Origin of the sequence: Ekhidna sp. (genome assembly GCF_040220215.1) — a bacterium.
In the GTDB taxonomy this organism is placed as follows: domain Bacteria; phylum Bacteroidota; class Bacteroidia; order Cytophagales; family Cyclobacteriaceae; genus Ekhidna.
This window is the reverse complement of the sequence record NZ_JAVJTR010000010.1, coordinates 196,231-221,292: the sequence shown is the minus strand read 5'-3', so window position 1 is coordinate 221,292 and position 25,062 is coordinate 196,231. Positions and strand designations below refer to the sequence as shown.

Here is a 25,062-nt window from a genome sequence, read left to right as displayed (position 1 = left end):
TTTTAAAGATTGGGTAACTGATTAATGCCTTTGTTTTTTGATAGGGTGATAAACACACCCAGGAATATGAATCGCCTGGCTGGTGGAGTTATAGGTCTGCTTGCGTAAAAACCGTTCCCATCCGGTTGGTTGGCAAATTCATAGCCATAGATATTATTGATTCCCAGCACATTATTGACCATTGCATGAATGATCACCTGGTTGCTGTAGAGATAGCTGAAATTGAAACTTAAATCGTGGTACGAAGGAGTTTTGCCTCCTTGAAATTGTTCACTGTTCAGGTCATTATAGGGTCTTCCACTTGCTAACGAATAAGTAAGCCCCACCTGACTTTTAATCTCGTCGATAAACTTCTTCATCACAAAAGAGAAGTTGTGTGCGGAGGCAAATGAAGGGGTAAATGAACCCGGATAGTCTTTATATGTCCTTTCGGTTTGTAGAAAAGAATAGCTGATCCAGTAGTCTGTGTTTTTAAAGGTCCTGGAATCTCTCCAAAAAAAGTCAAGCCCCCTGGCATAGCCGTTTCCATCAAATTGGAAAGTGTTGGCATCATAGATGTTCTGATATTTCAAAAGCTCATCATACCGCTTCTCATAAGCCTCTATTCTAAAGCTCCTTCCCTCTTTGATCCATTGATAGTTTGCTATATAATGCTGGGCTTTCTCCGGACTCACCGAAGGAGAGGTTAGTATAATCTGCGTGGATGGAGCCTGATAAAATTGTCCATAAGCAAGCGAAATCTGGCTACTAGCTCCTGTCTTATATGCTGCTGAAAGGCGAGGAGATACATTTATTTCATTGGTTAGATTATTGCGCTCTAGTCGTCCTCCTGCTTTAAAACCAAGTGATGAGGAAACATAGGTTTCGGCTTCAATGAAAGTGGCGGCAAGGGTTTCATCAAACTCCTGCTCAAACGGACCTGAAGCATCCGCCAAAACCTGGTCTACTTTACGATTAAATACTTCACCACCAAACAGAATAGCCAGTCTGTCAGAGTGCTGATAATCCGTCACCAGTTTGGTGTGAAAACCAACCAAGTCCTGATCGCTGCTGTTCGTATCAATGGAAGCAAAATCCTTACTTCTGGTAAAAGAAGCTCCACTTTTTATTCCCCACTTATCATCTATCAACTCCCGATAAGAAGCATTAAAGTGTGCATAATCATTGGAGACAGAAACAGGCAACTCCACCTCAGGATTTGCAATATCAGACTCATACAAGTCCATATTTGAAGTGCTGAGATTGGTGTAGAATTTCAGCATCCCTGTTTTACTTGTTTTAATTCGATACGCAAAATTTCCATTTACTTCCTCCGGGGCTTTATCCCAGTTTAGGTTTTGTGGAGCTAGTTTGAAATATGGGGTTAGGTTGGTGTATTGGATTTTACCTGCAAGTGAGCTATTCTCAAAGGCTCGGGTAGCCGAAATATCAGCACCTACGGACATCAGAGAAATATCCGTCCGATTATTATCCGCTAAATCCTTTGATTGCAAAATCAAAGCAGAGGAAAGTGCCTGGCCGTATTCGGAAGAATACCCCCCGGTAGAGAAGCTCATTCCTTTGAACATGAATGGAGAAAATCGACTTCTGCCGGGCGTATTCGGAGCAGATGGGCTGTACTCATTGTGCACTAACATCCCGTCAATAAAAGTTTTGGTTTCCCTACCATCCCCTCCTCTCACAAACAGTCTTCCGGTCTCCCCTACTGTTTGCGTGCCGGGCAATGTGTTCAATGCACCCGGTATATCTGCTGTCGCGCCAGCTGTGGTTACAATATCAAGCGGCTTCAATACCTCTCGTTTTCCTTCCTCGGAAGCGTGAAAAGCGCCGGCTGTGATAATCACCGAGTTCAACTCACTTATTTTTTCCTTCAAAATAATATTGAGTTCCTGACCTCCGGGCTCTAATGACAATACAACCTCGTGAAACCCAATATAAGAGGCAATCAATACAAGGCTGTCTTCATTAGTAGTGAATGAAAAATTACCATTGATATCTGTAGTTGCTCCATCGTAGGTGCCTTTCAGGTAAACATTCACTCCAAGAAGTGGTTCGCCAGACTTCTCAACTACTTTTCCTGAGATGGTCACTTGCCCAATAAGCGTAAGGCTTAAAAGAAATAAACAAAGGGTTGTAATCGATCGCATGAGTTTTGACTTTTAGATTCAATCCAAAAGTCCCGCAGATCACAATCATGAACCAATCATCCTCACCGAACTGTAGAAATATCATGATGAGTTGTAACTTATGCTTTCAAAATCAGAAATATTATGAAGAAAACTATTCTTACCTTATTTACTCTAATATTCTCATCAGTCCTATTTGCGCAGAAATTCGATAAGCAAATCGAAAAAATGGTAGCGCAAACGGAGAAAGACGTCATCGAATGGCGGCACTGGTTTCACCAGAATGCAGAGCTAAGCAATCGGGAATTTGAAACAGCGAAACGAATCACAGAAATACTTACTGAAATTGGCTATGAGCCGCAAACCGGAGTAGCAAAAACCGGGGTAGTTGCCATCCTCAAAGGAGGAAAACCCGGCCCTGTTGTTGGATTGCGAGCAGACATTGACGGACTTCCGGTAAAAGAAAGAGTAGAACTGCCATGGGCGTCCAAACAAATGGGTGAATATAATGGTGAGCAAGTACCGGTGATGCATGCGTGTGGGCATGATACACACATCAGTATTTTACTTGGAGTTGCTAAAATGCTATGGGAAATGAAAGAAGAAGTACCGGGCACGGTAAAATTCATCTTTCAACCGGCTGAAGAAGGAGCACCAAAAGGTGAAGAAGGTGGAGCGAAATTAATGGTGAAAGAAGGAGTGCTCAAAAACCCTGATGTAGAGGCCATCTTTGGTTTGCATATCAACGCGCAAACACCGGTAGGGAAGCTGAAAGTCAGACCGGAAGGAATCATGGCTGCTGTCAATTCCATGCGAATTGACATTAAAGGCAAACAGGCACATGGTTCTGCACCCTGGGATGGAGTAGACCCGGTAGTTACTGCAGCACAAATGATCAATAATTTTCAAACCATTATCAGTAGAAACATGCAGCTCACTGAAGCTCCGGCGGTGTTGACTATTGGTGCTATTCATGGAGGGGTTCGATACAACATCATTCCGGAGGATTTGTATATGCTTGGAACTATCAGAACTCTGGATGCGGACATGCGAACTCAAATCCTGAAGCGCATCAGAGAAGTAGCCCAGAAAACCGGTGAATCAAATAATGCTGAAGTAGAAGTCTGGATTGATGAAGGATATCCTGTCACTTATAATGAGCCTACCCTTTATGACCAAATGCTTCCAACCTTGATGCGAGCAGCAGGCGAAGAAAATGTGGAGATCATCAAACCGATTACAGGGGCCGAAGATTTTTCATTCTTTCAGGAACAAATTCCCGGCCTTTATTTCTTCGTGGGTGGGTGCCCACCTGAAAATAATCCTGACGAGGTGGCCGGACATCACACCCCGGATTTCTATGTGGATGATGCCGGAATGAAGCTTGGGATGAAGGCAATGATGGGGCTTACACTGGACTACATGAGTAAATAAAAAAAGAAGCCGTCAGACGGTTAGTAAATTGAGTTATCATAATTGCGTCAGTTTGTTGAACCGTCAGACGGCTATTTTTTTCCTTCATTAGATCATACGCTTCCTAAATAGGAAAATAATTATATTATTTCTTTAAATAATTAAAAACCATAAGTATTATGCTTATGGTTTTTTATGGTACAATACCAATATATAATTGCAGTATTTGAATTGATCTTTGGCCCATAAACATTAAAGAAATCAAAGCTATGGGTTATTTATTTAAACTTTTTGCCAAGAAGGATAGAATCAAATTATCAAAGGCAGAGTCAGGAGAATGGATGGTAAAAAAGAATCTTAAGATCTTATACATCGGATCGAAAGAAAAGTGTCAGACCTATATGAACCAGCTAAGGATAGCTTGAGCAAGCTAATAAGTTTCAAATAGGAACAGGTGTATGAACCCCGCTACATGCGGGGTTTTGTTTTTTAGTCTCGATCACCCCAAAAACCAAATAGCCAATTACCGGGAGATTTTTCATCGCTTGACATAAAAAACTCATCAACAGCTTCCATCAACTCATCTTTGGTGATAAAATCATCCCCATCCCTATCCAGTTTCACAAAAGCTTTGGCAGAATGCTTAATGGGAATGTGATAGCACATAAACATATCAGAATATTCATTCACTGAGATTACATCATCCTTATTCAAATCAAATGAGTCAAAGATGGAACTGATCATGTGCTTTACCCAGCTTTTATAAATATGCTCATTACCCTTACTGAGCATATTGTCGAAGAATTCAAGAAAGTGCTCCTCATTGGCTACTCCCCCTTGAAGTTCAAAGTACTTTTGAAACATCCTCCAACTCTGGGTACTTCTGTTGATGATACGCTCATAGTTTTCGGTCCCGGGTTTGAACATCCACAATACGCATAGTGATTCGCCTATTTCACGGAAGTCATTTTCCTCTAAGACACCATTTCTATCCTGATCCAGCACCACTCTGAAATAGTGCGATATCTTTTCTTTTTGAAGCTCTGATAGCATATCTACTGGTTTTAGGTTGCTAAAAGATAAGGGATATATCTTAATACACAAGCTTCAATAAAAGTGACCACAGAGAAACAATCAAAGCTCATAATCGAAAATATTTTTTGACAATGCTTTTTGATATCTTTAGTAGTATGGAGGGGCTTTACAAAGAAATACATGATGAGAATGAGATTGTCGTTATCGACTACTCCAAAGTTCCCCATGAGAAAGAGTTTGAACTAATGAAATATTCATTGGAATATATTTCCAATTATGAAAAATCTTCAGCGCTGGTTTTGGAGATTATATCTGGTGTAAAACTTAGTGCTGAAATTCTTGAATACTTCCCACAATATTTTGATAAAATAAGAAAACATGTAAAAAGATGGGGATCTGTTGGTTTTGGGAAATTGATTTTTAAAGAAATGATTGATGCTAAACTTATCAGACCCAAATCCGGTGAAAATAGAAATATCGATTGGTTTGAGACAAAGGAGGATGCGATTAGGTTTCTGGTGCAAGAATGATCTAGATCCTAATAATCAATAAGTTCAGAGGCTCGGAAAACAAATTTATCAGTCAATCAGCCATGTTTTTTGACCTGAAATCTTATTATCTTTCTATAGTCAATCATCAAACTAACCAACCATGAAAAAGATCAATTTTATTGTAACTGTATGGGTTGTTCTTGTTATGTCATGCTCACAAGGCAATGAAGGAACTCATTCTCACGGTGGCGAATCACACACCCATGACCAAACGAAGGAGACCTTCTCTATTGAAAAGTTAGTAGCAGAAGTGAAAACTGTACCAGATTCCATTATGGAATATTTGCATGCTCAGCACCATTCGCATAAAGTACTGGAGCGTAGAACCGTCCCTCCGGGCTATGAATCCAAAGAACTCAAAAACTGGAGTGAATACTTTGCAAAAGTGGAAGACCTGCCGGCCATCAATCCAGGACCCGGTGAATACGTACATGTTATGGAGGGATATAAACACGGATATAGGAATCTTGTTATCGGTATCACCGAAACCTTCCCCGGTGGAGCACCACCTATGCACACTCATAAGGGTGAGGAATCTCATGTATTGTTAGAGGGTACGATTCTATACGCATTAGGTGACACGCTATTCACCATTGAGGCTCCATACATTGTCAACATCCCACCTATGGTACCTCATGCGTTTAAAAATATAGGAGAAAAAACCGCTAACCTGGTCGTCATCTTTCCTACGAACGTATGGGAATACGATGTGCTTGATTTTTTTCCATTTAAGGAAAAAGAGTAGCAACTAAATTTGGATGGTGTTGACTTCAAGACCCACCATCCATTTTTAAGCAATCCTGGCAAACAGATGTACAGCACCCTCATCGAGAACATCAAAGAACTCGTTCCTCTTTCTGAGAAAGAAGCGGAGTTGGTTTGCGATGCATTTAAACCCCGCCACTTGAAAAAGAAAGAGCATCTGCTTCAGAAAGGTGATCCTTCCAACCATATGCGTTTTGTTTCTATTGGATGTATGAAGGTTTATTCCGTTGATGAGGACGGGCAGGAACACATTCTTCAGTTTGGCATTTCCGGATGGTGGATCAACGATCTTTATGCCTTTCTAACTGAAACACCCGCTACCCTTTTCATTCAGGCCATTACGGAAAGCACCATGATGCAGGTGCATCGTGATCGGCTAAACCAGCTGTACGATGAGGTGCCCATGATGGATCGCTTCTTTCGCATCAAAACACAAAATGGCTATGTCGCTTTACAGGAACGAACCATCCGATCCATGAGTGATAGCGCCGAGCTACGCTACTCCGAATTTATCAATCGATACAGAGACATGGAGCAGCAAATTCCTCAATATATGATCGCATCGTATCTCGGCATTACCCCTGAACATCTGAGCACCATTCGAAAAAAGATGAGCACACAAAGTCTTTCTTAAGATACCTTAATGTTTTCGTTTTCGCTGGCTTGAAACTTTGTAATCAAAAAGTTAAAAAGCTATGAAAGCAACATTCTTTTCTATGTTATTGCTCCTCACATTGGCTGTCCAGACACAGCACAAAGAGGTAGTTGGTACAAGTCCATGGGGACCGGAAGATGAAATCGGCACCCTGAACTTAATGACCGAAGCATCCAAGCTTCAGGTTCTCTCTCAGATTAATTCGGGCAAGGCTTATGATCTTAGTGTCGACTACTTTGTGGGTATGCCTAGTTTCCATGCACTTGGAGATCCAGGCTATCAGTATTGGCTGACTCACACTCCTCATGGTACGATCGTTGACAATCCGAATGGAATGGGTGAAGTGATGAATCGCAAGGTGAGTTACACAGGGGATGCTATCTCTATGTACACGCACATGGGTACACACATTGATGCACTCAACCATTTTGGACTGCACGGAAAAATTTGGAATGGATTTACTCCGGAAGAACATCTGGGCGACAAAGGCTGGAAAAAAACCGGGGCAGAGACCATCCCTCCCATCATCGCTCGTGGAGTGATGATTGATGTAAAATCATCCAAAGGGACACTTCCTGCGAACTATCGGGTTACTGCCAAAGACCTTCAGGATGCACTTAAAAAACAGCGAGTTGGGTTGGAGCCTGGCGATGTTGTCGTTATCCGCACAGGTCAGGCTAAGTTTTATCAGGATGCAGATCACTATCTCGACAACTATCCTGGTATCAGCCTTGATGCTGTAAAGTGGCTTATTGAAGACAAGGGCATCATGCTTCTGGGTGCAGACAACCTCAGTTTCGAGGCATTCCCTCCGGAGCGAGAAGATGATTGGGTACCTGTACACACCTATCTACTGGCTGAAAAAGGTGTGATGTTCATTGAGCAGATGTACCTGGAAGAGCTGGCCAATGATGAGGTGTATGAGTTTGCATTCATCGCAGCTTCACTGAAACTGAAGGGTGCAAGCGGCTCTCCAATGCGTCCCATTGCCCTACCTATATCCAAATAATTCTGAAAAAAATTAAACAACAAACAACATGTCAGCTTACATATTATTTGACAACCTCACGGTAACCAGTCCTGAGGATTTAGAAACCTACAAAAGCCAAGTGGCTAAAGTGGTAGAAAAACACCAGGGAAAGTACGTGGTACTGGGTGGTAAAACAAGAGTGGTTGAGGGATCGGTAACACCCAGTTACCTGGTCATGATTCAGTTTCCAAGTTTTGAAATGGCGGAAAAGTGGTACGACTCGGACGAGTACAAAGATTTGAAGGCTCTTCGTCTGTCTGCCACAACATCCACCGGGGTGATCATGGAAGGGTTACCTGTCTGATTGGTATAAGCGAATGGCTCACTTGAGTCCATTCGCTTTAATCGATCTGGGACGGTGTAAACGTCCTTGATTGTAATTAAGCACTCAATGATTGGTTCTAATATGTCTAATTTTATCTCCGCAAGATTCGGGTGTTTTCCAGATATACCCAGTGCTAGTTTTACCTTCGTAAATAAGCATAAGAATGGAAACACAAAACAGCATCAACTTTCAGCGAATTGAGCTGGCCATCGGATACATCCGGGAAAACTTTCGGCAGCAACCAAACCTAGATGAGGTGGCGGAGCACGTACACCTAAGCCCGTATCATTTCCAGCGAATGTTTTCTGACTGGGCGGGTGTAAGTCCGAAAAAATTCCTTCAGTATATCAGTACGGCGCATGCAAAGAGACTTTTAAAAGAGGAACAGGCTACTTTGTTTGAGGCCTCCTATGAAACCGGTCTTTCAGGCACCAGTCGGTTGCACGACCTTTTCATCAACATCGAAGGGATGACTCCTGCAGAGTACAAGAACGGAGGTAAGAATTTGTCCATCAACTACAGTTTCGCTGATAGCCCATTCGGAGAGATCATCGTAGCATCCACCACCAAGGGTATTTGTCATCTGGCTTTTTCTGTAGATAAAGGAGATGCGTTAAATGACCTAACCAATCGCTTCCCTAATGCTTATTTTAATCAGCATCTGGACATGATTCAACAAAATGCGCTCTTCATTTTCACTCATGACTGGAGTAAGCTCAATGAAATCAAACTCCACCTGAAAGGCACAGACTTCCAACTGAAAGTCTGGGAAACACTGGTCAAAATTCCATCAGGTGGTCTTTCTACCTATGGAAAAATTGCAAAGCAAATCAGCAAGCCTAAAGCTTCACGAGCTGTGGGGTCTGCCGTTGGAAATAACCCGGTCGCTTACCTCATCCCCTGTCATCGGGTGATTCAGTCTACCGGGCAGATTGGGGAATACCACTGGGGAAGCAACCGTAAAACGGCTATGATCGGCTGGGAAGCTTCACAGGTGTAATAAGCAATCTGCTTTTTATTACTGACATCTGATAAAAATAGAATTTATTAAAAAAATGATCTTAGAATGAACCAAGGAGGTTTAGTGCTTTTTTCAAAAAAAACACCCCCTGCTCGGGGTGCTTGTAAGTCCCCTTTAGGGGATTTAGGGGTAAGTTTTATGTAAGTTTCATTTGAAATCATTTTTACTCGGATACCAATAATTTTTTATCACTAAAAAGTCTTTTCGCAATGAAAAAATTACCCTGGGAAGAAATACATGAATCCCTGAACACGCGAGGGTTTGCCTCCCTACCCGGATTAGTTGATCCTAAAACCTGTGATGAGTTGATCTCCCTTTACCCTGAAGAACCCATCTACCGGAAGACAGTTGTGATGGAGCGTCACCGATTTGGGTTGGGAGAATACAAATATTTCAACTATCCCCTGCCTGTATTCATACAGGAGTTGAGAGCTACCATGTATCCATACCTGGCTCCAATCGCCAATCAATGGATGCACGTCCTTAATATGGAAACCAGATACCCGGAAGATCATGAAACGTTCCTTGCTACCTGCCACAGTCAGGGACAGCAACAGCCTACCCCCCTGATCCTAAAATATGGTAAAGGTGGCTACAATACTTTACACCAGGATCTTTATGGATCTGTGTACTTCCCACTGCAACTGGTGCTATTTCTATCCGACTATGGAACAGCCTATGAAGGCGGTGAATTTGTAATCACAGAGCAAGTCCCTCGTTCACAATCAAAAGCACGGGTAATCAAACCACAAAAAGGTGATGCGCTTTTGCTTGCAACATCCTTCCGCCCGGTTAAAGGGACTCGAGGATATTACCGAACCAACCTTCGGCATGGAGTAAGCGAAGTAACTTCAGGCAATCGGTACACGATGGGAATTATCTTTCATGATGCAACAAACTAGTATGATTAATCACACATGCATCACTGATCATGCTCTTTTCCAGGCAATAAGATCCGGTAAAATTAAGCTTGGTGGAAACAAGCGATTGAAAATATTCGGAAGGTTAAATTGCAAATCAGGCAAACGAATGAAAAGATATAACCGAGTGTTTTTTGTAAGTGAAGAAGAGGCCATAGCAGAAGGGTACCTACCTTGTGGTCATTGCTTGCGAAAAAAGTATATTATCTGGAAACAATCGACTAGGAAATAATGGAGCTATTTGAGCGAAAAGTTGATTACACAAAAAACTGGTTGCCCCATGATGGTATTGTTAATTATTATGGCAAAATATTCAATCCTACGGAAACTAATCGCTTGCTCATGGCCCTTTTGAACACAATTGACTGGCAGCCTGATCAGGCAATCATTTTTGGAAAAACCATCACTACCAAGCGGAAAGTGGCCTGGCATGCAGAAATGCCTTTCCCTTATCGTTATTCCGGAACCACCAAAGTTGCACTCCCGTGGACAAAGGAACTTAAATACCTCAAAGAAATGGCCGAAAAACATTCCGGAGAATCATACAATTCGTGCCTGCTCAATTTGTATCATAACGGTGAAGAAGGCATGGCCTGGCATAGCGATGGGGAAACGGAACTAAAGAAAAATGGAGCAATCGCTTCTTTGAGCTTTGGTGCAGAGCGAAAGTTTTCTTTTAAGCATAAGCAAACCAAGGAACGCATCTACCTTCAGTTGGAACATGGGAGTTTGATGGTGATGAAAGGCACCACTCAAACCCACTGGCTTCATCGGCTCCCACCTACCAAAAAGGTTAGTCAGCCTAGGGTGAACCTAACCTTTAGGCAAATGATGGAAAGTTGATCCGGTTATAAACCCTCAACATCTCCTTTCCAAACCACTCATCAATTATCCTCTTGTTTGAGGGATGAAGTCGTGCTATTTTTTGTTAAGAAATCACAAACTCAAAACATATGAAGTGGCACTCCTCAACCTTGTTTGTATTCACTTGCATTCTCCAACTAGCTTTCGGACAAACTGATCAAAAAATTCAGGCTGCACTGGACAGCATCCAAATAGCAGCGGATTACCCAGGTGTTGTATTCACTTATATTGATCCCGAAGGCGATGTGTACGCTTTTGCCAGTGGGATGGCTGATAAGGAAAATGATGTGCCTATGACCATCAATCACAAGCTTCATGGAGGCAGTACCGGCAAGACCGTGGTTTCTGCAGTGATCATGCAACTCGTCAGTGAAGGTAAGTTGTCATTGGATAATAAAGTCTCAAAATTCCTGGGAAGCAATGACTGGTATTCCCGTCTGGCCAATGCAGAGGATATCACGATAAGAAACTTGCTTCAACACACTTCGGGTATTATTCGATATGAATTCAAAGAGGCTTTCCTGAATGATCTGGCTATTGATCCTTCTCGTGCCTGGAAGCCGGAAGAACTCCTAACGTATGTGCTGGATGACGAACCTCCTTTTGCTGCTGGTCAGGGATTTACTTATGCAGACACAAACTACATTTTGCTCGGTATGATCATTGAGCAGATTACCAATAATTCCTTCTATGAAGAAGCGGAAGAACGTGTATTGCAGCCACTTGGAATTACCAACTTCACCCCTACCAACACTGCATCCGTCCCCAACATGGCCCAGGGGTATTATACCGAAGGGTCTGAGTATGCCCTTGGTTTCAAAGCTCCGTTTCTTGTCGGTGGGAAAGCACAAAACAACATGCAGTTTGAGTGGACCGGAGGTGGATATGCCTATAAAAATGCAGACTATGCCAGCTTGCTCAAAAACATATATGAAGGTAGAGCTTTTGACATGAGTGAGCTCAAAGATGAATTTTATAACTACGTGGAAGCCGCTGAGATCAGGAGTCAGTATGGACTTGGCGTCATTAAATATGAATTTCCGGGATTAGGTACATTCATTGGGCATTCAGGATTCTTTCCTGGATACAACACGGCTGGATTTTATCATCTGGAAACAGGTCAGGTCTTCACCATGCAAATTAACTCTACCAATGAAGCTCAATTACAACGCTTTTTTGGAAGCTATCTTAGACTTGTTCGATTGATTATGGAAGAGTGAATAATTATCAAATCCTGCTGTCGCTAAAACTCAGTCTTGTAACTTTTAGTGATCGTTCTTCCTCATCACACAAGAATCTCTTTACTCACTAACATGTCCAGAACAAAAAAGATAATTAAATGGTCCGTAATCACCATTGTCATTCTTGTCATATCATTGACAGCATTTGGTTATTGGTTTATGGGGCTCATAGTAGCAGATAAACCGATGTATGAAGGCATCACCAAAACACGTTCTTCTGATCTCACCTACTTGATAAATGACTCGGTTGAGTACCGAGGAAAAATACTAGCTGTAGTAACAAGCACCGCTGAAATGGGTACCAGCGGCAAATCAACAGGCTATGAATTAACGGAGCTATCTCGTGCGTACTATGTTTTCATGGCTAATGGATTTGAAGTAGAGGTAGCAAGCCCACTTGGCGGCCAACCTCCGGTGGTCATAGATGATGACGATGTTGGGAGTTATGACTATGCTTTCATGAATGATTCCGCTGCACAATACAAAGTCAACAATACCCTTGCCTTAGCTGATATAACCGCTTCGGATTATGCAGGTGTCTATTTTGTAGGTGGTAAGGGAGCTATGTTTGATTTCCCTGACAATGCTTCAATCCAAAATCTCGTTCGAGAACTCTATGAGAATGATAAAGTGGTTGGTGCAGTATGTCACGGTCCGGCAGCATTGGTCAATGTCAGCCTAAGTGATGGGAAAGCATTATTAGCAAACAAGACCGTCAGTAGCTTCACTAATGAAGAAGAGCTGTTCCTTATCCCGGATGCTCCTGAAATATTTCCATTTATGCTTCAGACTAAGCTGATTGAATCAGGGGCCTCTTTTCAAGAGGGTTCTTTATACCTCGAAAATGTAGTGACTGATGGAAACCTGATCACAGGCCAGAACCCTTGGTCTACCTGGGCTGTTGCTGAATCAATGATTGAGGTGTTGGGGTATACTCCGAAACCACGTACAATCACCGCTGAGGAAATCTCGGTAGCTATTCTAAATATGTATGCTCGGTTAGGTTATGAACAAGCCAGGCAACTATTAGCAAAAAACTTGAATGAAGGAACTCCTATCCATAGGGAGCTTCTTGCGGTGCATAGCATCATTTCAGCAATGCAATGGAAACTGGGGACTACCATTGACCTTATCCGTCTTTTGGCATATGCCAAATCGAAGAAATAGCTGTAAACCCCTTTATGCGTTAATTTAGGGGCTGTTCATCACACCTGAATTCCATCACTGTGCTCAACCCTAAACAAAAACGAAACATCAGTCGCATCATCCCTTTTGGGATCATCTGGTTAGTGACCGGTTGGGTGTTTTTATTAGCTGAAACAGTAGCAACAGGTAATCAAAACCTCAACCCAAATACTGCTGTTACCTTAACAATACCTGTTTTCATTTTTGCAAGTTTGGCCGTGACCTCTGTTGGTCTATTGGTTGGGTTGATCGAGTTGGTTATTCTTGAGAAGCGATTTCGTCATTACAGCTTTGCCAGAAAGGTTGGCTACAAATTCATATTTTATCTAGCGCTAATGCTGATCCTCCAGGTCATCCTCTTCCCAATCGCATCTGCACTGGATCTTGGAGTGAGTCTGTTTGATCAAATAGTATTGGAAAAGACGCTACTATACTTTCAAAGTCTGGTCTTCGTCAATACCATGTTTCAGCTTTCCTTTCACCTGATTTTGAGTCTGCTATATGCAGCAATCAGTGAAAATCTGGGACATCAGGTGATGTTCAATTTTTTTACCGGTATGTATCATAGACCCAGAGTGGAGGAACGCATATTTATGTTTTTGGATATGAAAAATTCAACCACTATCGCTGAAAAACTGGGACATATAAAGTACTTCGATTTTCTACAGATGTATTACGATGCGATGACAGACCCCATCATCAATCATTTGGGTGAAGTGTATCAATATATCGGAGACGAAGTGGTCATTTCATGGAAGAAAGACCAGGGACTTAAAGACAACAACTGTATTCGTTGCTTTCAGGGGATAAAGGATAGTCTGGCCCTTATGGAAAGTCAATTCAAAGAAAATTATGGAATAGACCCGGAATTCAAGGCTGGTATACATGTGGGTGAAGTAACCACAGGCGAAATTGGTGCACTAAAAAAGGAAATCATATTCACCGGGGATGTACTAAACACCACCGCCCGCATTCAGGCACTCTGCAACGAACATCAAGTGTCATTGATAATTTCAGAGGAGCTCAAAGATCAACTTCCTGATGATGTTCAGACTCGGAATCTTGGTGCTATTCAACTCAAGGGCAAATCACAATCCACTAAAGTAGTAGCTTTACTAACAGATGCTGCACTCTCCTGTTGAGCAATACGACAATCTTTTTTGTGGGGAGAGTTATTGTAATCCATAGAAACAAAAAACCCGCATTTCTGCGGGTTTTAGTAGTGATTCGCCCAGGGCTCGAACCTGGAACCCCCTGCTTAGAAGGCAGGCGCTCTATCCAGTTGAGCTAGCGAACCATTGCCTTCACCAATGTTTCGGCAATTAAAATTGCTCGATCACCAGCAAACTTGAATCGGATTTTCTCCGGTTGCTGCTTTCGCAGCATTTTGTTTGCGGAGAGAGGGGGATTCGAACCCCCGGTACGATTTCTCGTACGCATGTTTAGCAAACATGTGGTTTCAGCCACTCACCCACCTCTCCGGGTTTTTTCTGAATATTTCAAGAATTCTTCAATTCAAGACCGTTTCTGTTTCAAAGGCTGAAACGGTTTCAGCCCTGCCTGCCGGCAGGCAGGCACTCACCCACCTCTCCGGGGTATTAGCTTAAAGCTCTTTTTAGCATTAAAAACGCTAAATATCCCAATCAAATGACCACACTTTTGTGGGATATCCCTGAAAAGGAGTGCAAATATAAAAGTTACCATCAAAAATCCATTTCCTTAATCCATTTCTTTAGTAATTTCCTTTTAAATAATCTTGTGATATGAATAAAACACAGATTCTTTTAGCCTTGGTGATCATTAGTATCTTCGGTGTGAGTGTTACATTCCTGGACCTCTCCCACATAATTGCTAAAAGGTCAAATCCGACCGATACCAAAAGAGCTCCTAAACATGGGGAGGTAAGACAGTACACCAAAGACCAGCGCCTGAAAACTATCGTCAATTATTATCAGGGAATTAAACATGGCACCTCCTATCTATACCACGATGATGGAGAAACAATTCTACTTGCCATGCCCTACATCAATGGGAAGAGAGAAGGAGTTTCTAAGAAATACTATGAAGATGGGCAACTATACGCCTCCACATCTTATCAAGATGACAAAATTCATGGACCGAGAAAAACATATTATTCCAATGGTCAACTCAAATCTGTAGTTAATTATGGATATGGATATGCTGGAGTAGGAACTGAAGAGTATCTTTTAGAAGGAACCAGAAAGCCTGAAAATAAAATTCAATTTGAAAAAATTGGTGATCGTTACATGTTATCAACCTCCGAAGCATGTACGGAAATCAGATTCCTGATAGGTCAGCTAATTGAAGATTCGTTTTATGATCCATCGGATAAAAATGTAAGGCTTCTTCCCAAAGAAAATGGAGTTTACTTTGTAGATACAGAAGTCTTCACACCTAGCTATCTTAAATATCAGGACATTATTTGTTCATGCAGTAGTTCGCAAGGAAATCCGATTATCTTAAAAGCAAAACTGATTCTGTAAATCCGAAGACTGCCGCTTCCACCCTTAAAAAATGTTAATCCATAAAATACTAGTTCATATCAATGAATTGATCTGTTAGATTTGCCGCCAAAGAACCTGAAACACAATAGGTGCATGAAATGGGTTAATTCCGTAAGTACTTTCGAACTTGTTCTGTTAGGAACATTCATCTTGCTCTATGCTGCATTTATATGGCGGGTTGTGTCAACGACCAAACGATTAGGCCTTCCAGCAAGAAGGGTTTTAATCAAAACCATTCTTCGTAGTTTATATTTCTTTCTAATCGTCTTAGCATTGCTGGGGCCAAGTTTCGGCGATGCTTCTCGGGAAATAAAAACGGTTGGTAAGGACATTTTCATCTGCATGGACCTTAGTCAATCCATGAATGCGAACGACGTTCAGCCCTCCCGACTAGAGAAGGTTAAGTTCGAATTGAAAAATATTGTGGAGGCCTTTAGTTCGGATAGGATTGGCCTAATCATGTTTAGCAGTGAAGCTTACCTGCAATGTCCGCTTACTTACGACAACAATGCCCTCAATCTTTTCATCCAAACCCTTAATACTGAGATGGTTCCGAACTTTGGAACTGATTTTGGTCCACCACTAGAAATGGCTACCGAGAAACTAATAGCAGATGACACGGTAGTCACACGATCCAAGTCCAAGATTACCATTCTCATCAGCGACGGGGAAGATTTTGGAGACAATACGGATGAAATAGCTGAAGAACTGGAATCGGAAGGCATTACATTATTTACCCTTGGAGTGGGTACCAAAAAGGGTAGCAAGATTCCAACCCGGAATGGGTTCAAAACAGATAACTCGGGAAATGAAGTAATATCACAGCTCAATTCTTCTTCACTGGAAGATTTGGCTGAAAACACGGGAGGAGAATATTTTGAAATAAATGAATCAAGAAACGATGTTGAGCGTTTGATAAATGCGATCAACAATGTAGAAGGAGAAATGCGCGATGCAAAACAAATAGATTCTACTCAAAACAGGTATTTCTACTTTTTGGGTCTAGCATTGTTTTTGATGGTAATGGATGTACTATTTAGTGTGAAATTGATCAAACTATGAAAATCGTATTTGCTGTCATATTAGCTTTAATAATTTCCGATCCTAAAGAGATTGCTAAGGTCAATACCCTTAAAAAAGAAGCAGAATCCGCCTATCTGGCTGGAGATTATGAGCTAGCTCTCTCAAAATATACTATCCTAAGTGATTCGCTAGGTATTGATGATCCGGCAATTAAATTAAACCTGGCGCACTCGCACTATCATCTAGGTGATACCGCTGGAGCAAAAAGCAGATATAATCAGCTGGCCACTGCACCTAGCAATAAACTAAAATCTGTTGCCTTCCAGCAACTTGGTGTTATGAGTAAGGATGCCGGAAAACTTGAAGAAGCGCTACAACAACTCAAATCAGCCATTAAAGCTGATCCAACAAACCAGGAAGCACGCTATAATTATGAAGTAGTGAAAAAACTGCTGGAGGAACAAAAGAAACAGGAACAAAATCAGGATCAGCAAGATCAAGAACAGGAGAATAAAGACGGAGAAGACGAGCAGGAAAAGAAAGATCAAGAGAAGAAAGACGGAGATCAGGGGGATCAGGAAAAGAAAGATGGTGAGCAGGAGAAGTCTGAGGAAGAAAAGAAAAACGAAGAACAACAAAATCAGGAGCAGAAAGAGGGAGAAGAGGAACAACAGGAGAAATCCCAGGAACAGATGACGAAGGAAAAGCTCAAAGAAATGGGCATAAGCGAGGAAAAAGCTCGCCAGCTACTGGAGGCTATGCGTCAGAGTGAGATTAAGTACCTACAACATCAAAAAAGAAAACCTACCAAGCGACCTCCAAGTGGAAAACCGGATTGGTAGCAGATTCTGAACTTTTACGATCTTTGCGTCCCGAAATTGAACCTTCGGGACTTTTTATTGATTAAAAAAACAAACAATAACCACATCATAACAATGAAAGAAGTTTACATAGCAGCGGCAGTTCGTACACCTATTGGAAGCTTTGGAGGAAAACTTTCCGGTTTTTCTGCCACCCAGCTTGGAACATTCGCAATCAAAGGAGCATTAGAAAAAGCCGGAGTGGCTGCTGATCAGGTACAAGAAGTTTTTATGGGTAACGTCCTTTCTGCCAACCTGGGACAGGCACCTGCCCGTCAGGCAGCTATTGGAGCAGGTATTGGTCACAATGTGCCTTGCACGACGGTTAACAAAGTATGTTCTTCAGGTATGAAGTCTGTTATGTTTGGAGCTCAGTCAATCATGCTTGGCATTAATGATGTGGTAGTTGCGGGTGGAATGGAGAGTATGTCAAATGTACCATACTACATTCCCAAAGCAAGATTTGGATACAAATACGGCCATGGTCAAATGATTGATGGTTTAATGCACGATGGGCTTTGGGAAGTGTACAACGGATTCCCAATGGGCAACTGTGCTGACAATACCGCCAAAGAGATGAACATCTCCCGTGAAGCTCAGGATGAATATGCAATCAACTCTTACAAAAGAGTTGCCGCCTCAACAGAAGCCGGAGATTTCAAAGATGAAATTGTGCCAGTAGAAATTCCTCAACGAAAGGGTGATCCTTTGGTAATGAACGAGGATGAAGAATTCAGAAATGTGAATTTTGATAAGATCCCTTCACTAAGGCCTGTATTTGATAAAGCGGGGACAGTGACTGCAGCAAATGCATCGACTATCAATGATGGAGCATCTGCGCTCGTCTTAGTTAGCAAGGAAAAAGCGGAAGAATTAGGACTTACGCTCATTGCTAAAATCAAAGGTTTTGGAGATGCAGCACAGGAACCACTTTGGTTTACAACCGCCCCTTCATTAGCTATTCCGAAAGCATTAGCTCATGCGGGTATTGAACAAAGCGATGTTGACTTCTGGGAAGTAAATGAAGCATTTTCTGCTGTAGCAATTGCCAATCAACAGAAATTAGGTTTAGATCCGGAAAAACTAAACGTATTCGGCGGTGCAGTTGCCATCGGTCACCCACTGGGAACATCAGGCGCACGAATCATTGCAACATTAAATTCTGTCCTGACCAAAAAAGGTGGAAAAATTGGTGTAGCTGGAATATGTAACGGTGGCGGAGGAGCTTCTGCTATTGTTATAGAGAAAGTTTAAGACATAAAGCAATCTCGTAAAAAGTCCAACGTTCTACGTTGGACTTTTTATTTAAAAGAAGGTACTTTTATAAAGTTATGACTCGATTTACAATAGATATTCCGGATGAAAAGGTTCCTTTTTTCAAAGAGCTTATAAAAAATCTCGGTTTGGAAAAGGATATAGATATTCGTGAAGATCAAAAACAAATTGTTCTGGATCGAATCAAAAAATCAAAAAACAATCCAGAACTTCTACTGGAATGGGAAGACATTAAGAATGACTTCAAGCTCGGCTAATGAGTTTCTCAATTAAAATTGAGTCAGAAGCCAAAGAGGACATACAGGAAGCCATCGATTGGTACAATGCTCAAAAACCGGGACTTGGTGCTTTATTTTTAGAGGAGATAAATAGTTCGGTTGAACAGCTAAAAATCAATCCGCATTATCAAGTGCGCTACGATGAGGTGAGATGTTTACCTACAAGAATATTCCCTTTTATGATTCATTTTACTTTAAATGAAGAAGCGCAAACCGTAATTATAAGAGGAGTTTTTCACACATCAATGAGTCCAAAAAAATGGAAAAGATAATTATTGTTTTTTTCACTCTTGTTCTTTACTCGAAGGCTTACACCCAAACCCAGATCAAAACCTACTATGAGCAAGGACAGCTTAAGGAAGAGTATAATATCCTTAACGGAGATAGCACTCGGGTCGATGGAGCATACAAAATGTATGACCTCAATGGTAACGTGATAGTTTCTGGGAACTTCGATTCAGGAGCAAAAGATGGCATTTTCTACAATTATTACCCGGACGGAAGTATCCAAAGGCAAACGATCTATAAAAATAATTTGAGAGAAGGATTGACTCAGATATTTTCTCCCGGTGGAAATGTCCTTCAGGAAACAATGTTTGAGCGAGATACCATTGTCGGGGAGATCAAACTTTATGACGAAAAAGGCAACCTAAAAGGGGAGACCACTTTTGCAAACGGTAAACCCAATGGCTTGGTTCGCTCCTATTTTGACAATGGAAATATCAAAGAAGAAGTTACCTATCAAAACGGGAAGCCGAATGGCATCACTCGCCACTATTATGAAAACGGGGAACTTCAACTGGAAGCTAACTATCGTGGTGGTCTGCTTGATGGCGATTATAAAACTTACTATCCATCTGGGAAATTGGAGATGGAAGTGGTGAACATACGAGGAGACCGAACCGGCTCTGTAAAAATGTATCATGAAAACGGTCAGATAAAAGCTACAGGCAGCTATGCCAATGGCGCTCTTCAAGGTGATTATTTAGTATATTTTGAGAATGGTGATACGAAGAGTGAATACAAATATCGGGATGGATATCGGGTAGGTAAAAGCCTGGATTATTTTGAAAACGGGAATGTACGACTGGAGTCCAGTTTTTCCAACAATGGACTTAATGCTACCGTAAAGGAGTACAATGAAAAAGGGAAGTTGATCGCTCAAAAAGAGCTTTCAAATGAATTACCAGAAGGGACTTGGAAAACATGGGACGATAAAGGAAACCTCTTAGCTATCGAACGATATGAGAAAGGAAAACTTCATGGAATCCAGGAAACTTATGAGAAAGGTCAAAAAAAGACCACCACTGAATACCGGTTTGGAAATAAGTATGGACCACACAAAGAATACTATTCCAGCGGAGACCTAAAAATTGAAGCCAGTTACGAACTGAACAAATTACAAGGTGATTATACCTCCTATTATAAAAATGGACTAGTAGAATACTCGGGCAAATACATAAGGAACAGACGTCATGGGGTGTGGATCTACTATGATAAAAAAGGAAAACAGACGGAGGAAATCACTTACAAGCACGGCGAGAAAGTGGAAGGAAATTAAACCGCCGATCAATTTTTCCTAACAGCTTCACTCATTCTCCGTACAAAGGGTAATGAACTCGAAGTTTATCGCCACAATCCTTCTTCTCTCAATATTGTTTGGTTGTACAGAAGAAAAAGTACCTGAAAGATTTTATCCAAGAAACGACCATCACGCGTATTGGTACTCTCTTAAACAGGCCAATTTGCTTAGCACAGCTTTGGGCAAAGAATGGCTCGAAGCATCAGAAAAGCCCTTTGAACAACAAATTCAAGTTCAACTCCCCTATCAGGAATCATTTGTTTTATCCGACTTAAAACCCGAAGCTATAGGATATCGATTTGAGGCAAAAAGAGGACAAAAAGTTCTGGTAGACATCCAACTTATCACCAAGGACACCACCAAAGTTTTTGTTGATCTATTTAGAGTTCAGAATGATTCACTTGGCGACTACCTTCAGGTGGCTTCTGCCGACAGTACGCTGCAACTTGGATTTGAACCTCGAAGGGATGCTTCCTATTTATTGAGATTGCAACCGGAACTTTTGAGAGGAGGACATTACACTGTCACCATTGAAAATGTGCCCACCCTTGATTTCCCCGTAGCAGGCAAAGACAAAAGGGCGATTCAAAGTGTTTTTGGTGACCCCAGAGATGGTGGCAGACGGGAACATCATGGAGTAGACATTTTTGCAAGCCGGCACACTCCCATTCTTGCGCCAACAAAGGCCGAAGTGCGCTTTGTAGGTGTTCGTGGTTTGGGTGGCAAAGTAGTGTGGCTTTTCGATCGGGAACGAGGTACGAATCTATACTTTGCTCACCTTCAGGAGCAAAAGGTAAAAAGATACCAAATGGTGAATCCCGGTGATACGATAGGTACAGTAGGCAACACCGGAAATGCCAGATATACCCCTCCACACCTTCATTTCGGTATTTATCGAAACGGCCCGATTGATCCTTATGCATTCATTGTCCCTGAATATGCCAGACCGAAACCTATCATTCCAGATACGATTCTCTTAGGAAAGAAAATAGAACTTACTAATGATCTAATTCTCAAATCAGCAATGAACTTTAACGCGGATCCAATTGATACGGTTAAGGTAGGAGGTGTTATTACCATTAATGCTGTTAATCACAACTACATACGAGTAACCAATGAAAAAGGCATTACCGGATTTCTAACAATGAAAGAGGCGAGTAAATTCTAAGAGAATCATTAATTTGAAATATGATTTTCTTTCAAACCATCAAAGCATTTCTTGCTGATAAGGAGTACCGGGATTTACTACTCACTGGATTGGCCATACTTATTCTTGGAACAGTGGTTTACCATGAGCTTGAAGGGTGGACTTACCTTGATGCCTTTTACTTTTCATTTATCACACTTACAACCATAGGTTTTGGTGATTTTGCACCTCAGACCGATGGGGGTAAAATCTTCACAATCATTTATATCACAATAGGGGTTGGAATTATCCTGTCCTTTATCAACACACTCTATCATCATTACAGCAAGGTCATTAAGAAAAGTAGAAAGAAATAAAAAAAGCAACTCATCAGGAGTTGCTTTTTCATATCATTACATGTCCGGATTAATTTCCGCCAAATTCTTTTTCGTAATCATTGATTTGCTGCTCGATTTTTTTCTTGTCACCGACAATTACGAGTTTCATATCCTCCGGTCTGATGTACTTTTTCACCAACTCACTTACCTGCTCCGGAGTAACCGCATAGATATTTTTCACCTTTTCGGTAAGGAATGATTCCGGTAAATCATAGATATCTAAATAAGAAAGCTGTCCAATAATACCTCCTGGAGTAGAGTTCTGAAGCACGTAAATTCCTGCCTCGTAATTCTTGATACCATTAAGTTCCTCTTCTGAAGGAGGTTCATCCTGCAACTTATAAATCTCCTTGGTGATCTCTCGCAAAGCGGGTCCGGTCACATCTGTGGTCACATCTGCCATTTCAAACCAAACTGCCGACTTATATCTATCAGAAATCGTGCTGTATGGAGAGTAGGTGTAGCCTTTGTCTTCCCTGATATTGCTTGTAATCCGTGATCCAAAAGATCCCCCTAAAAGGGAGTTTGTGATATCCAACGCCTGATAATCAGGATTTGATGGATCTGCAACAGGCAATCCAATCATTATTGTAGATTGAGGTGCATCCGGTCTGTCAATCATCTGAATATTATCCGAAAGCTGCGGTTCTGCCAACGGGTAGTTTGCCTCACTACCAGCCTTCCATTCACCAAAATTGCTTTGGATCGCGCTCTTCACAGATTTAGCATCAAACTTTCCTGCTACGTAAACAGTCGTTCGTTTTGCTCCAAAATTTTCATCATAAAATGCCCTTATCTTCTCCAAATCATAGCTGTCTAGCATTTCATCTGTTGGGAAAATTCTTCCATACGGATGATCGGGATAGATAGATGCGTAAAACTTATCCATCGCCTGAGATTGAGGTTGTGTCTTACTTACACTCAGCTGTCTCTTTCGATCATTGATCAAACGGTTCAGCTCCTCCTCCGGAAAAGTAGGGTTCATTAATACGTCACCCATCAGTTCAATTGCATCAGGAACAAACTCGTACAAAACAGAGGCAGTCAGCGTGGTGGAGTGATTTCCAACACCAATGGAGAGGTCTCCTCCCATACTGGCAATCTGATCTGCAATTTCATTTGCCGAGCGATTAGTACTGCCTTCCTGCATTAGATCCCCCACCAAATCAGCCAGCCAAACTTCATCAGCTCCTTCATTGATATTTCCGGTCTTGATCACAATTTGAATGGTAGCTTTAGGAATAGAGCCCCATTGCACCATGACTCCTTTCATTCCATTTTCAAGATTAAAGACGTCTTTTTCAGGAAGCGTGAAGCCTTTTGGCTCTCCTCCCGGTGGAGGAGTTTCTTTTTCAGTTTCTATCTCCTGAGCTATCCCCCAAATAGGGATCAGGTATATATAAAATATATATTTAAGTAATGTTTTCATGTTTCTTCTAGTTAAGAGATTCAGCGGTTGGTTTCAATGAGAGAATGGTTCTATTGGTTGGTCGCAAATATTCCTCAATCGTTGCGTTAACATCCTGAATAGTCACTTTTTTAAACTCACTTTCAATGTCATTTATCCTGGCAGGATTGTCATCAAATAACGCAAAACTGCAAAGCAAGTCCGCTCGTCCAAAACCAAAAAATCCACCTAAATTATCGTATAAGCTTGATCTGATCTTTACGATTGCATTGTCCAACATGTCCTGCGTTACCCCATTGGCTTGCAAATCAGCAATCACCGCATCTACTGATTGAATAATGCTATCTGCTTCTGTTGTGTTATCATATGTTAAGTCAAACATCCACTGCATGGGGCCTTTGTAATTGAACATATTACCCAGGTAGTTGATACCTCCTGAAACATTCGCCGCATATCCATTTTCCTTTACCAGCTCCTTGTATAGTAAGCTATTGTCACCTTGAAGTAGGATTTGATCTAACAATCCCATAGCATAATATGATGTGCTGTTTCGTTCAGGCATGTGATAAGCCATTGCAATTGCGGGTTTTGTAGCTAGCTTATCTTCTTTTTCAAATCGCTTTTCTTCCGTTTGTCTCTTTTCTGAAATGTCCGGAGTAGATGGAAGTTCCGCTGATGGAATATCACCGAAATACTGCTCTATCCATTTCTTCGCATCGGCTATTTCAAAATCTCCCACCACAGAGATGGCAGCATTATTTGGTGCATAGTAGGTATCAAAAAAGCTCTGAACGTCTACTAAAGTAGCAGCATCCAGATCTTCAAGGTCACCGTAGAAGTTGTGCGCATTGTACCAATTTTCATTGGCATACTGAGGCATGTCTAACCATGGAAATCCACCATATGGCTGATTCAATACATTTACTTTCACCTCATTTTTCACTACTCCTTGTTGGTTAGTTAGATTGTCTTGTGTAATAGCCAAGCCTCGCATTCTGTCTGCTTCAGCCCATAACATTGTTTCTAACTTGTGAGATGGAACAATTTCAAAGTAGTTCGTGAAATCAAAACGTGTGGAACCATTGAGAACGCCACCGTTTTGCTGAACCAATTTGATGAACTCCATCTTTCCAAGATTCTTGGAGCCCTGAAACATCATATGCTCAAATAAGTGAGCAAACCCTGTTCTATCTTTCGGTTCTATTCTAAATCCTATGTTATAATAGGCTGCAATCACCACCGTTGGTGAGGTTTTATCCTGAGAAAGGATCACTTTCAAGCCATTGTCCAGCTTGTAGTATTCCACCGGCACCTCGAAGTAGGCCGATTCACTCTTTTCTTCTGCAGGTGTACAACTAGCCAGCCATACAGAGCAAAGAGCCATTAATAATAAATTTCTGTGCTTCATAAGTGCGTTTTTAGGTATAATAAGATTGGTAATAAAATAAATTTGAGA

26 protein-coding genes and 2 tRNA genes are annotated in these 25,062 nt (G+C 41.5%); 22 read left to right on the top strand and 6 right to left on the bottom strand.

Annotated features, from left to right (window positions below; translation table 11 throughout):
* Nucleotides 1-2 precede the first annotated feature (2 nt).
* Nucleotides 3-2,147, bottom strand: coding sequence for a TonB-dependent receptor (locus tag RIC88_RS04130; RefSeq protein ID WP_350216212.1), 2,145 nt, complete (start codon nucleotides 2,145-2,147; stop codon nucleotides 3-5).
* Nucleotides 2,148-2,270: 123 nt separating this feature from the next.
* On the opposite strand from RIC88_RS04130, the gene RIC88_RS04125 reads away from it, so the two are divergent.
* On the top strand, nucleotides 2,271-3,560 hold the full coding sequence (locus RIC88_RS04125; RefSeq protein ID WP_350216211.1) for an amidohydrolase: 1,290 nt from the start codon (nucleotides 2,271-2,273) through the stop codon (nucleotides 3,558-3,560).
* A gap of 468 nt (nucleotides 3,561-4,028) precedes the next feature.
* On the opposite strand, the gene RIC88_RS04120 is transcribed toward RIC88_RS04125, so the two are convergent.
* Entirely contained in the window at nucleotides 4,029-4,592 is a 564-nt protein-coding gene (locus tag RIC88_RS04120; RefSeq protein WP_350216209.1) for an EF-hand domain-containing protein, read from the bottom strand.
* A 113-nt stretch (nucleotides 4,593-4,705) separates the two neighbouring features.
* Between RIC88_RS04120 and RIC88_RS04115 the strand changes: the two genes are divergently transcribed.
* From RIC88_RS04115 to RIC88_RS04060, 12 genes are all read left to right on the top strand, one after another.
* Complete coding sequence (locus tag RIC88_RS04115) at nucleotides 4,706-5,104, top strand: hypothetical protein (RefSeq protein WP_350216207.1); 399 nt, start codon at nucleotides 4,706-4,708, stop codon at nucleotides 5,102-5,104.
* Between the two features lie 121 nt (nucleotides 5,105-5,225).
* Nucleotides 5,226-5,870 carry a cupin domain-containing protein gene (locus RIC88_RS04110; RefSeq protein ID WP_350216205.1) on the top strand — a complete coding sequence of 215 codons (645 nt, stop codon included), beginning with the start codon at nucleotides 5,226-5,228 and terminating at the stop codon, nucleotides 5,868-5,870.
* A gap of 66 nt (nucleotides 5,871-5,936) precedes the next feature.
* On the top strand, nucleotides 5,937-6,524 hold the full coding sequence (locus RIC88_RS04105) for a Crp/Fnr family transcriptional regulator (protein ID WP_350216203.1): 588 nt from the start codon (nucleotides 5,937-5,939) through the stop codon (nucleotides 6,522-6,524).
* 61 nt (nucleotides 6,525-6,585) lie between these two features.
* On the top strand, nucleotides 6,586-7,554 hold the full coding sequence (locus RIC88_RS04100; RefSeq protein WP_350216202.1) for a cyclase family protein: 969 nt from the start codon (nucleotides 6,586-6,588) through the stop codon (nucleotides 7,552-7,554).
* A gap of 28 nt (nucleotides 7,555-7,582) precedes the next feature.
* Entirely contained in the window at nucleotides 7,583-7,879 is a 297-nt protein-coding gene (locus RIC88_RS04095) for a DUF1330 domain-containing protein (RefSeq protein ID WP_350216201.1), read from the top strand.
* A 184-nt stretch (nucleotides 7,880-8,063) separates the two neighbouring features.
* On the top strand, nucleotides 8,064-8,900 hold the full coding sequence (locus tag RIC88_RS04090) for a methylated-DNA--[protein]-cysteine S-methyltransferase (protein WP_350216200.1): 837 nt from the start codon (nucleotides 8,064-8,066) through the stop codon (nucleotides 8,898-8,900).
* A gap of 230 nt (nucleotides 8,901-9,130) precedes the next feature.
* Entirely contained in the window at nucleotides 9,131-9,823 is a 693-nt protein-coding gene (locus tag RIC88_RS04085; protein ID WP_350216198.1) for a 2OG-Fe(II) oxygenase, read from the top strand.
* Nucleotides 9,807-10,073 (top strand): Ada metal-binding domain-containing protein, encoded by a 267-nt coding sequence (locus RIC88_RS04080; protein WP_350216196.1) that lies wholly within the window; start codon nucleotides 9,807-9,809, stop codon nucleotides 10,071-10,073. The genes RIC88_RS04085 and RIC88_RS04080 overlap by 17 nt, the downstream gene beginning before the upstream one ends.
* Nucleotides 10,073-10,684 (top strand): alpha-ketoglutarate-dependent dioxygenase AlkB family protein, encoded by a 612-nt coding sequence (locus RIC88_RS04075; RefSeq protein WP_350216195.1) that lies wholly within the window; start codon nucleotides 10,073-10,075, stop codon nucleotides 10,682-10,684. The genes RIC88_RS04080 and RIC88_RS04075 overlap by 1 nt, the downstream gene beginning before the upstream one ends.
* A gap of 110 nt (nucleotides 10,685-10,794) precedes the next feature.
* Complete coding sequence (locus tag RIC88_RS04070; protein ID WP_350216194.1) at nucleotides 10,795-11,925, top strand: serine hydrolase domain-containing protein; 1,131 nt, start codon at nucleotides 10,795-10,797, stop codon at nucleotides 11,923-11,925.
* A 93-nt stretch (nucleotides 11,926-12,018) separates the two neighbouring features.
* Nucleotides 12,019-13,113: a type 1 glutamine amidotransferase domain-containing protein gene (locus RIC88_RS04065; protein ID WP_350216193.1), complete on the top strand. Its 1,095-nt coding sequence runs from the start codon at nucleotides 12,019-12,021 to the stop codon at nucleotides 13,111-13,113.
* A 59-nt stretch (nucleotides 13,114-13,172) separates the two neighbouring features.
* Nucleotides 13,173-14,273, top strand: coding sequence for an adenylate/guanylate cyclase domain-containing protein (locus RIC88_RS04060; protein WP_350216192.1), 1,101 nt, complete (start codon nucleotides 13,173-13,175; stop codon nucleotides 14,271-14,273).
* Nucleotides 14,274-14,354: 81 nt separating this feature from the next.
* Here RIC88_RS04060 and RIC88_RS04055 read toward each other — a convergent pair.
* Both RIC88_RS04055 and RIC88_RS04050 read right to left on the bottom strand, forming a co-directional pair.
* A tRNA-Arg gene (locus tag RIC88_RS04055) sits at nucleotides 14,355-14,428 on the bottom strand.
* Nucleotides 14,429-14,525: 97 nt separating this feature from the next.
* Nucleotides 14,526-14,612: transfer RNA gene (locus RIC88_RS04050), tRNA-Ser, on the bottom strand.
* A 282-nt stretch (nucleotides 14,613-14,894) separates the two neighbouring features.
* Here RIC88_RS04050 and RIC88_RS04045 point away from each other — a divergent pair.
* From RIC88_RS04045 to RIC88_RS04005, 9 genes are all read left to right on the top strand, one after another.
* Entirely contained in the window at nucleotides 14,895-15,635 is a 741-nt protein-coding gene (locus RIC88_RS04045) for a toxin-antitoxin system YwqK family antitoxin (protein WP_350216191.1), read from the top strand.
* A 114-nt stretch (nucleotides 15,636-15,749) separates the two neighbouring features.
* Nucleotides 15,750-16,718, top strand: coding sequence for a vWA domain-containing protein (locus RIC88_RS04040; protein WP_350216190.1), 969 nt, complete (start codon nucleotides 15,750-15,752; stop codon nucleotides 16,716-16,718).
* Nucleotides 16,715-17,521: a hypothetical protein gene (locus RIC88_RS04035; RefSeq protein ID WP_350216189.1), complete on the top strand. Its 807-nt coding sequence runs from the start codon at nucleotides 16,715-16,717 to the stop codon at nucleotides 17,519-17,521. The genes RIC88_RS04040 and RIC88_RS04035 overlap by 4 nt, the downstream gene beginning before the upstream one ends.
* Before the next feature lie 93 nt (nucleotides 17,522-17,614).
* On the top strand, nucleotides 17,615-18,793 hold the full coding sequence (locus tag RIC88_RS04030; protein WP_350216188.1) for an acetyl-CoA C-acyltransferase: 1,179 nt from the start codon (nucleotides 17,615-17,617) through the stop codon (nucleotides 18,791-18,793).
* A gap of 77 nt (nucleotides 18,794-18,870) precedes the next feature.
* A complete protein-coding gene (locus RIC88_RS04025) occupies nucleotides 18,871-19,071 on the top strand; it encodes a hypothetical protein (protein WP_350216187.1) in 201 nt (66 codons plus the stop codon).
* A complete protein-coding gene (locus RIC88_RS04020) occupies nucleotides 19,071-19,364 on the top strand; it encodes a type II toxin-antitoxin system RelE/ParE family toxin (protein WP_350216186.1) in 294 nt (97 codons plus the stop codon). The genes RIC88_RS04025 and RIC88_RS04020 overlap by 1 nt, the downstream gene beginning before the upstream one ends.
* Nucleotides 19,352-20,653, top strand: a complete 1,302-nt coding sequence (locus RIC88_RS04015) for a toxin-antitoxin system YwqK family antitoxin (RefSeq protein WP_350216185.1) — start codon at nucleotides 19,352-19,354, stop codon at nucleotides 20,651-20,653. The genes RIC88_RS04020 and RIC88_RS04015 overlap by 13 nt, the downstream gene beginning before the upstream one ends.
* Before the next feature lie 52 nt (nucleotides 20,654-20,705).
* Nucleotides 20,706-21,842 carry a M23 family metallopeptidase gene (locus RIC88_RS04010; RefSeq protein WP_350216184.1) on the top strand — a complete coding sequence of 379 codons (1,137 nt, stop codon included), beginning with the start codon at nucleotides 20,706-20,708 and terminating at the stop codon, nucleotides 21,840-21,842.
* A gap of 20 nt (nucleotides 21,843-21,862) precedes the next feature.
* Complete coding sequence (locus RIC88_RS04005) at nucleotides 21,863-22,177, top strand: potassium channel family protein (RefSeq protein WP_350216183.1); 315 nt, start codon at nucleotides 21,863-21,865, stop codon at nucleotides 22,175-22,177.
* 49 nt (nucleotides 22,178-22,226) lie between these two features.
* On the opposite strand, the gene RIC88_RS04000 is transcribed toward RIC88_RS04005, so the two are convergent.
* Nucleotides 22,227-23,627: a M16 family metallopeptidase gene (locus RIC88_RS04000; protein WP_350216182.1), complete on the bottom strand. Its 1,401-nt coding sequence runs from the start codon at nucleotides 23,625-23,627 to the stop codon at nucleotides 22,227-22,229.
* A 7-nt stretch (nucleotides 23,628-23,634) separates the two neighbouring features.
* Nucleotides 23,635-25,014 carry a M16 family metallopeptidase gene (locus tag RIC88_RS03995; protein ID WP_350216181.1) on the bottom strand — a complete coding sequence of 460 codons (1,380 nt, stop codon included), beginning with the start codon at nucleotides 25,012-25,014 and terminating at the stop codon, nucleotides 23,635-23,637.
* Nucleotides 25,015-25,062 lie beyond the last annotated feature (48 nt).

Excerpts from the sequence above, each read along its gene's own strand:
- RIC88_RS04130 (WP_350216212.1), bottom strand. The coding sequence starts at position 2,147 with ATGCGATCGATTACAACCCTTTGTTTATTTCTTTTAAGCCTTACGCTT.
- RIC88_RS04125 (WP_350216211.1), top strand. The coding sequence starts at position 2,271 with ATGAAGAAAACTATTCTTACCTTATTTACTCTAATATTCTCATCAGTC.
- RIC88_RS04120 (WP_350216209.1), bottom strand. The coding sequence starts at position 4,592 with ATGCTATCAGAGCTTCAAAAAGAAAAGATATCGCACTATTTCAGAGTG.
- RIC88_RS04115 (WP_350216207.1), top strand. The coding sequence starts at position 4,706 with ATGCTTTTTGATATCTTTAGTAGTATGGAGGGGCTTTACAAAGAAATA.
- RIC88_RS04110 (WP_350216205.1), top strand. The coding sequence starts at position 5,226 with ATGAAAAAGATCAATTTTATTGTAACTGTATGGGTTGTTCTTGTTATG.
- RIC88_RS04105 (WP_350216203.1), top strand. The coding sequence starts at position 5,937 with ATGTACAGCACCCTCATCGAGAACATCAAAGAACTCGTTCCTCTTTCT.
- RIC88_RS04100 (WP_350216202.1), top strand. The coding sequence starts at position 6,586 with ATGAAAGCAACATTCTTTTCTATGTTATTGCTCCTCACATTGGCTGTC.
- RIC88_RS04095 (WP_350216201.1), top strand. The coding sequence starts at position 7,583 with ATGTCAGCTTACATATTATTTGACAACCTCACGGTAACCAGTCCTGAG.
- RIC88_RS04090 (WP_350216200.1), top strand. The coding sequence starts at position 8,064 with ATGGAAACACAAAACAGCATCAACTTTCAGCGAATTGAGCTGGCCATC.
- RIC88_RS04085 (WP_350216198.1), top strand. The coding sequence starts at position 9,131 with ATGAAAAAATTACCCTGGGAAGAAATACATGAATCCCTGAACACGCGA.
- RIC88_RS04080 (WP_350216196.1), top strand. The coding sequence starts at position 9,807 with ATGATGCAACAAACTAGTATGATTAATCACACATGCATCACTGATCAT.
- RIC88_RS04075 (WP_350216195.1), top strand. The coding sequence starts at position 10,073 with ATGGAGCTATTTGAGCGAAAAGTTGATTACACAAAAAACTGGTTGCCC.
- RIC88_RS04070 (WP_350216194.1), top strand. The coding sequence starts at position 10,795 with ATGAAGTGGCACTCCTCAACCTTGTTTGTATTCACTTGCATTCTCCAA.
- RIC88_RS04065 (WP_350216193.1), top strand. The coding sequence starts at position 12,019 with ATGTCCAGAACAAAAAAGATAATTAAATGGTCCGTAATCACCATTGTC.
- RIC88_RS04045 (WP_350216191.1), top strand. The coding sequence starts at position 14,895 with ATGAATAAAACACAGATTCTTTTAGCCTTGGTGATCATTAGTATCTTC.
- RIC88_RS04040 (WP_350216190.1), top strand. The coding sequence starts at position 15,750 with ATGAAATGGGTTAATTCCGTAAGTACTTTCGAACTTGTTCTGTTAGGA.
- RIC88_RS04035 (WP_350216189.1), top strand. The coding sequence starts at position 16,715 with ATGAAAATCGTATTTGCTGTCATATTAGCTTTAATAATTTCCGATCCT.
- RIC88_RS04030 (WP_350216188.1), top strand. The coding sequence starts at position 17,615 with ATGAAAGAAGTTTACATAGCAGCGGCAGTTCGTACACCTATTGGAAGC.
- RIC88_RS04025 (WP_350216187.1), top strand. The coding sequence starts at position 18,871 with ATGACTCGATTTACAATAGATATTCCGGATGAAAAGGTTCCTTTTTTC.
- RIC88_RS04020 (WP_350216186.1), top strand. The coding sequence starts at position 19,071 with ATGAGTTTCTCAATTAAAATTGAGTCAGAAGCCAAAGAGGACATACAG.
- RIC88_RS04015 (WP_350216185.1), top strand. The coding sequence starts at position 19,352 with ATGGAAAAGATAATTATTGTTTTTTTCACTCTTGTTCTTTACTCGAAG.
- RIC88_RS04010 (WP_350216184.1), top strand. The coding sequence starts at position 20,706 with ATGAACTCGAAGTTTATCGCCACAATCCTTCTTCTCTCAATATTGTTT.
- RIC88_RS04005 (WP_350216183.1), top strand. The coding sequence starts at position 21,863 with ATGATTTTCTTTCAAACCATCAAAGCATTTCTTGCTGATAAGGAGTAC.
- RIC88_RS04000 (WP_350216182.1), bottom strand. The coding sequence starts at position 23,627 with ATGAAAACATTACTTAAATATATATTTTATATATACCTGATCCCTATT.
- RIC88_RS03995 (WP_350216181.1), bottom strand. The coding sequence starts at position 25,014 with ATGAAGCACAGAAATTTATTATTAATGGCTCTTTGCTCTGTATGGCTG.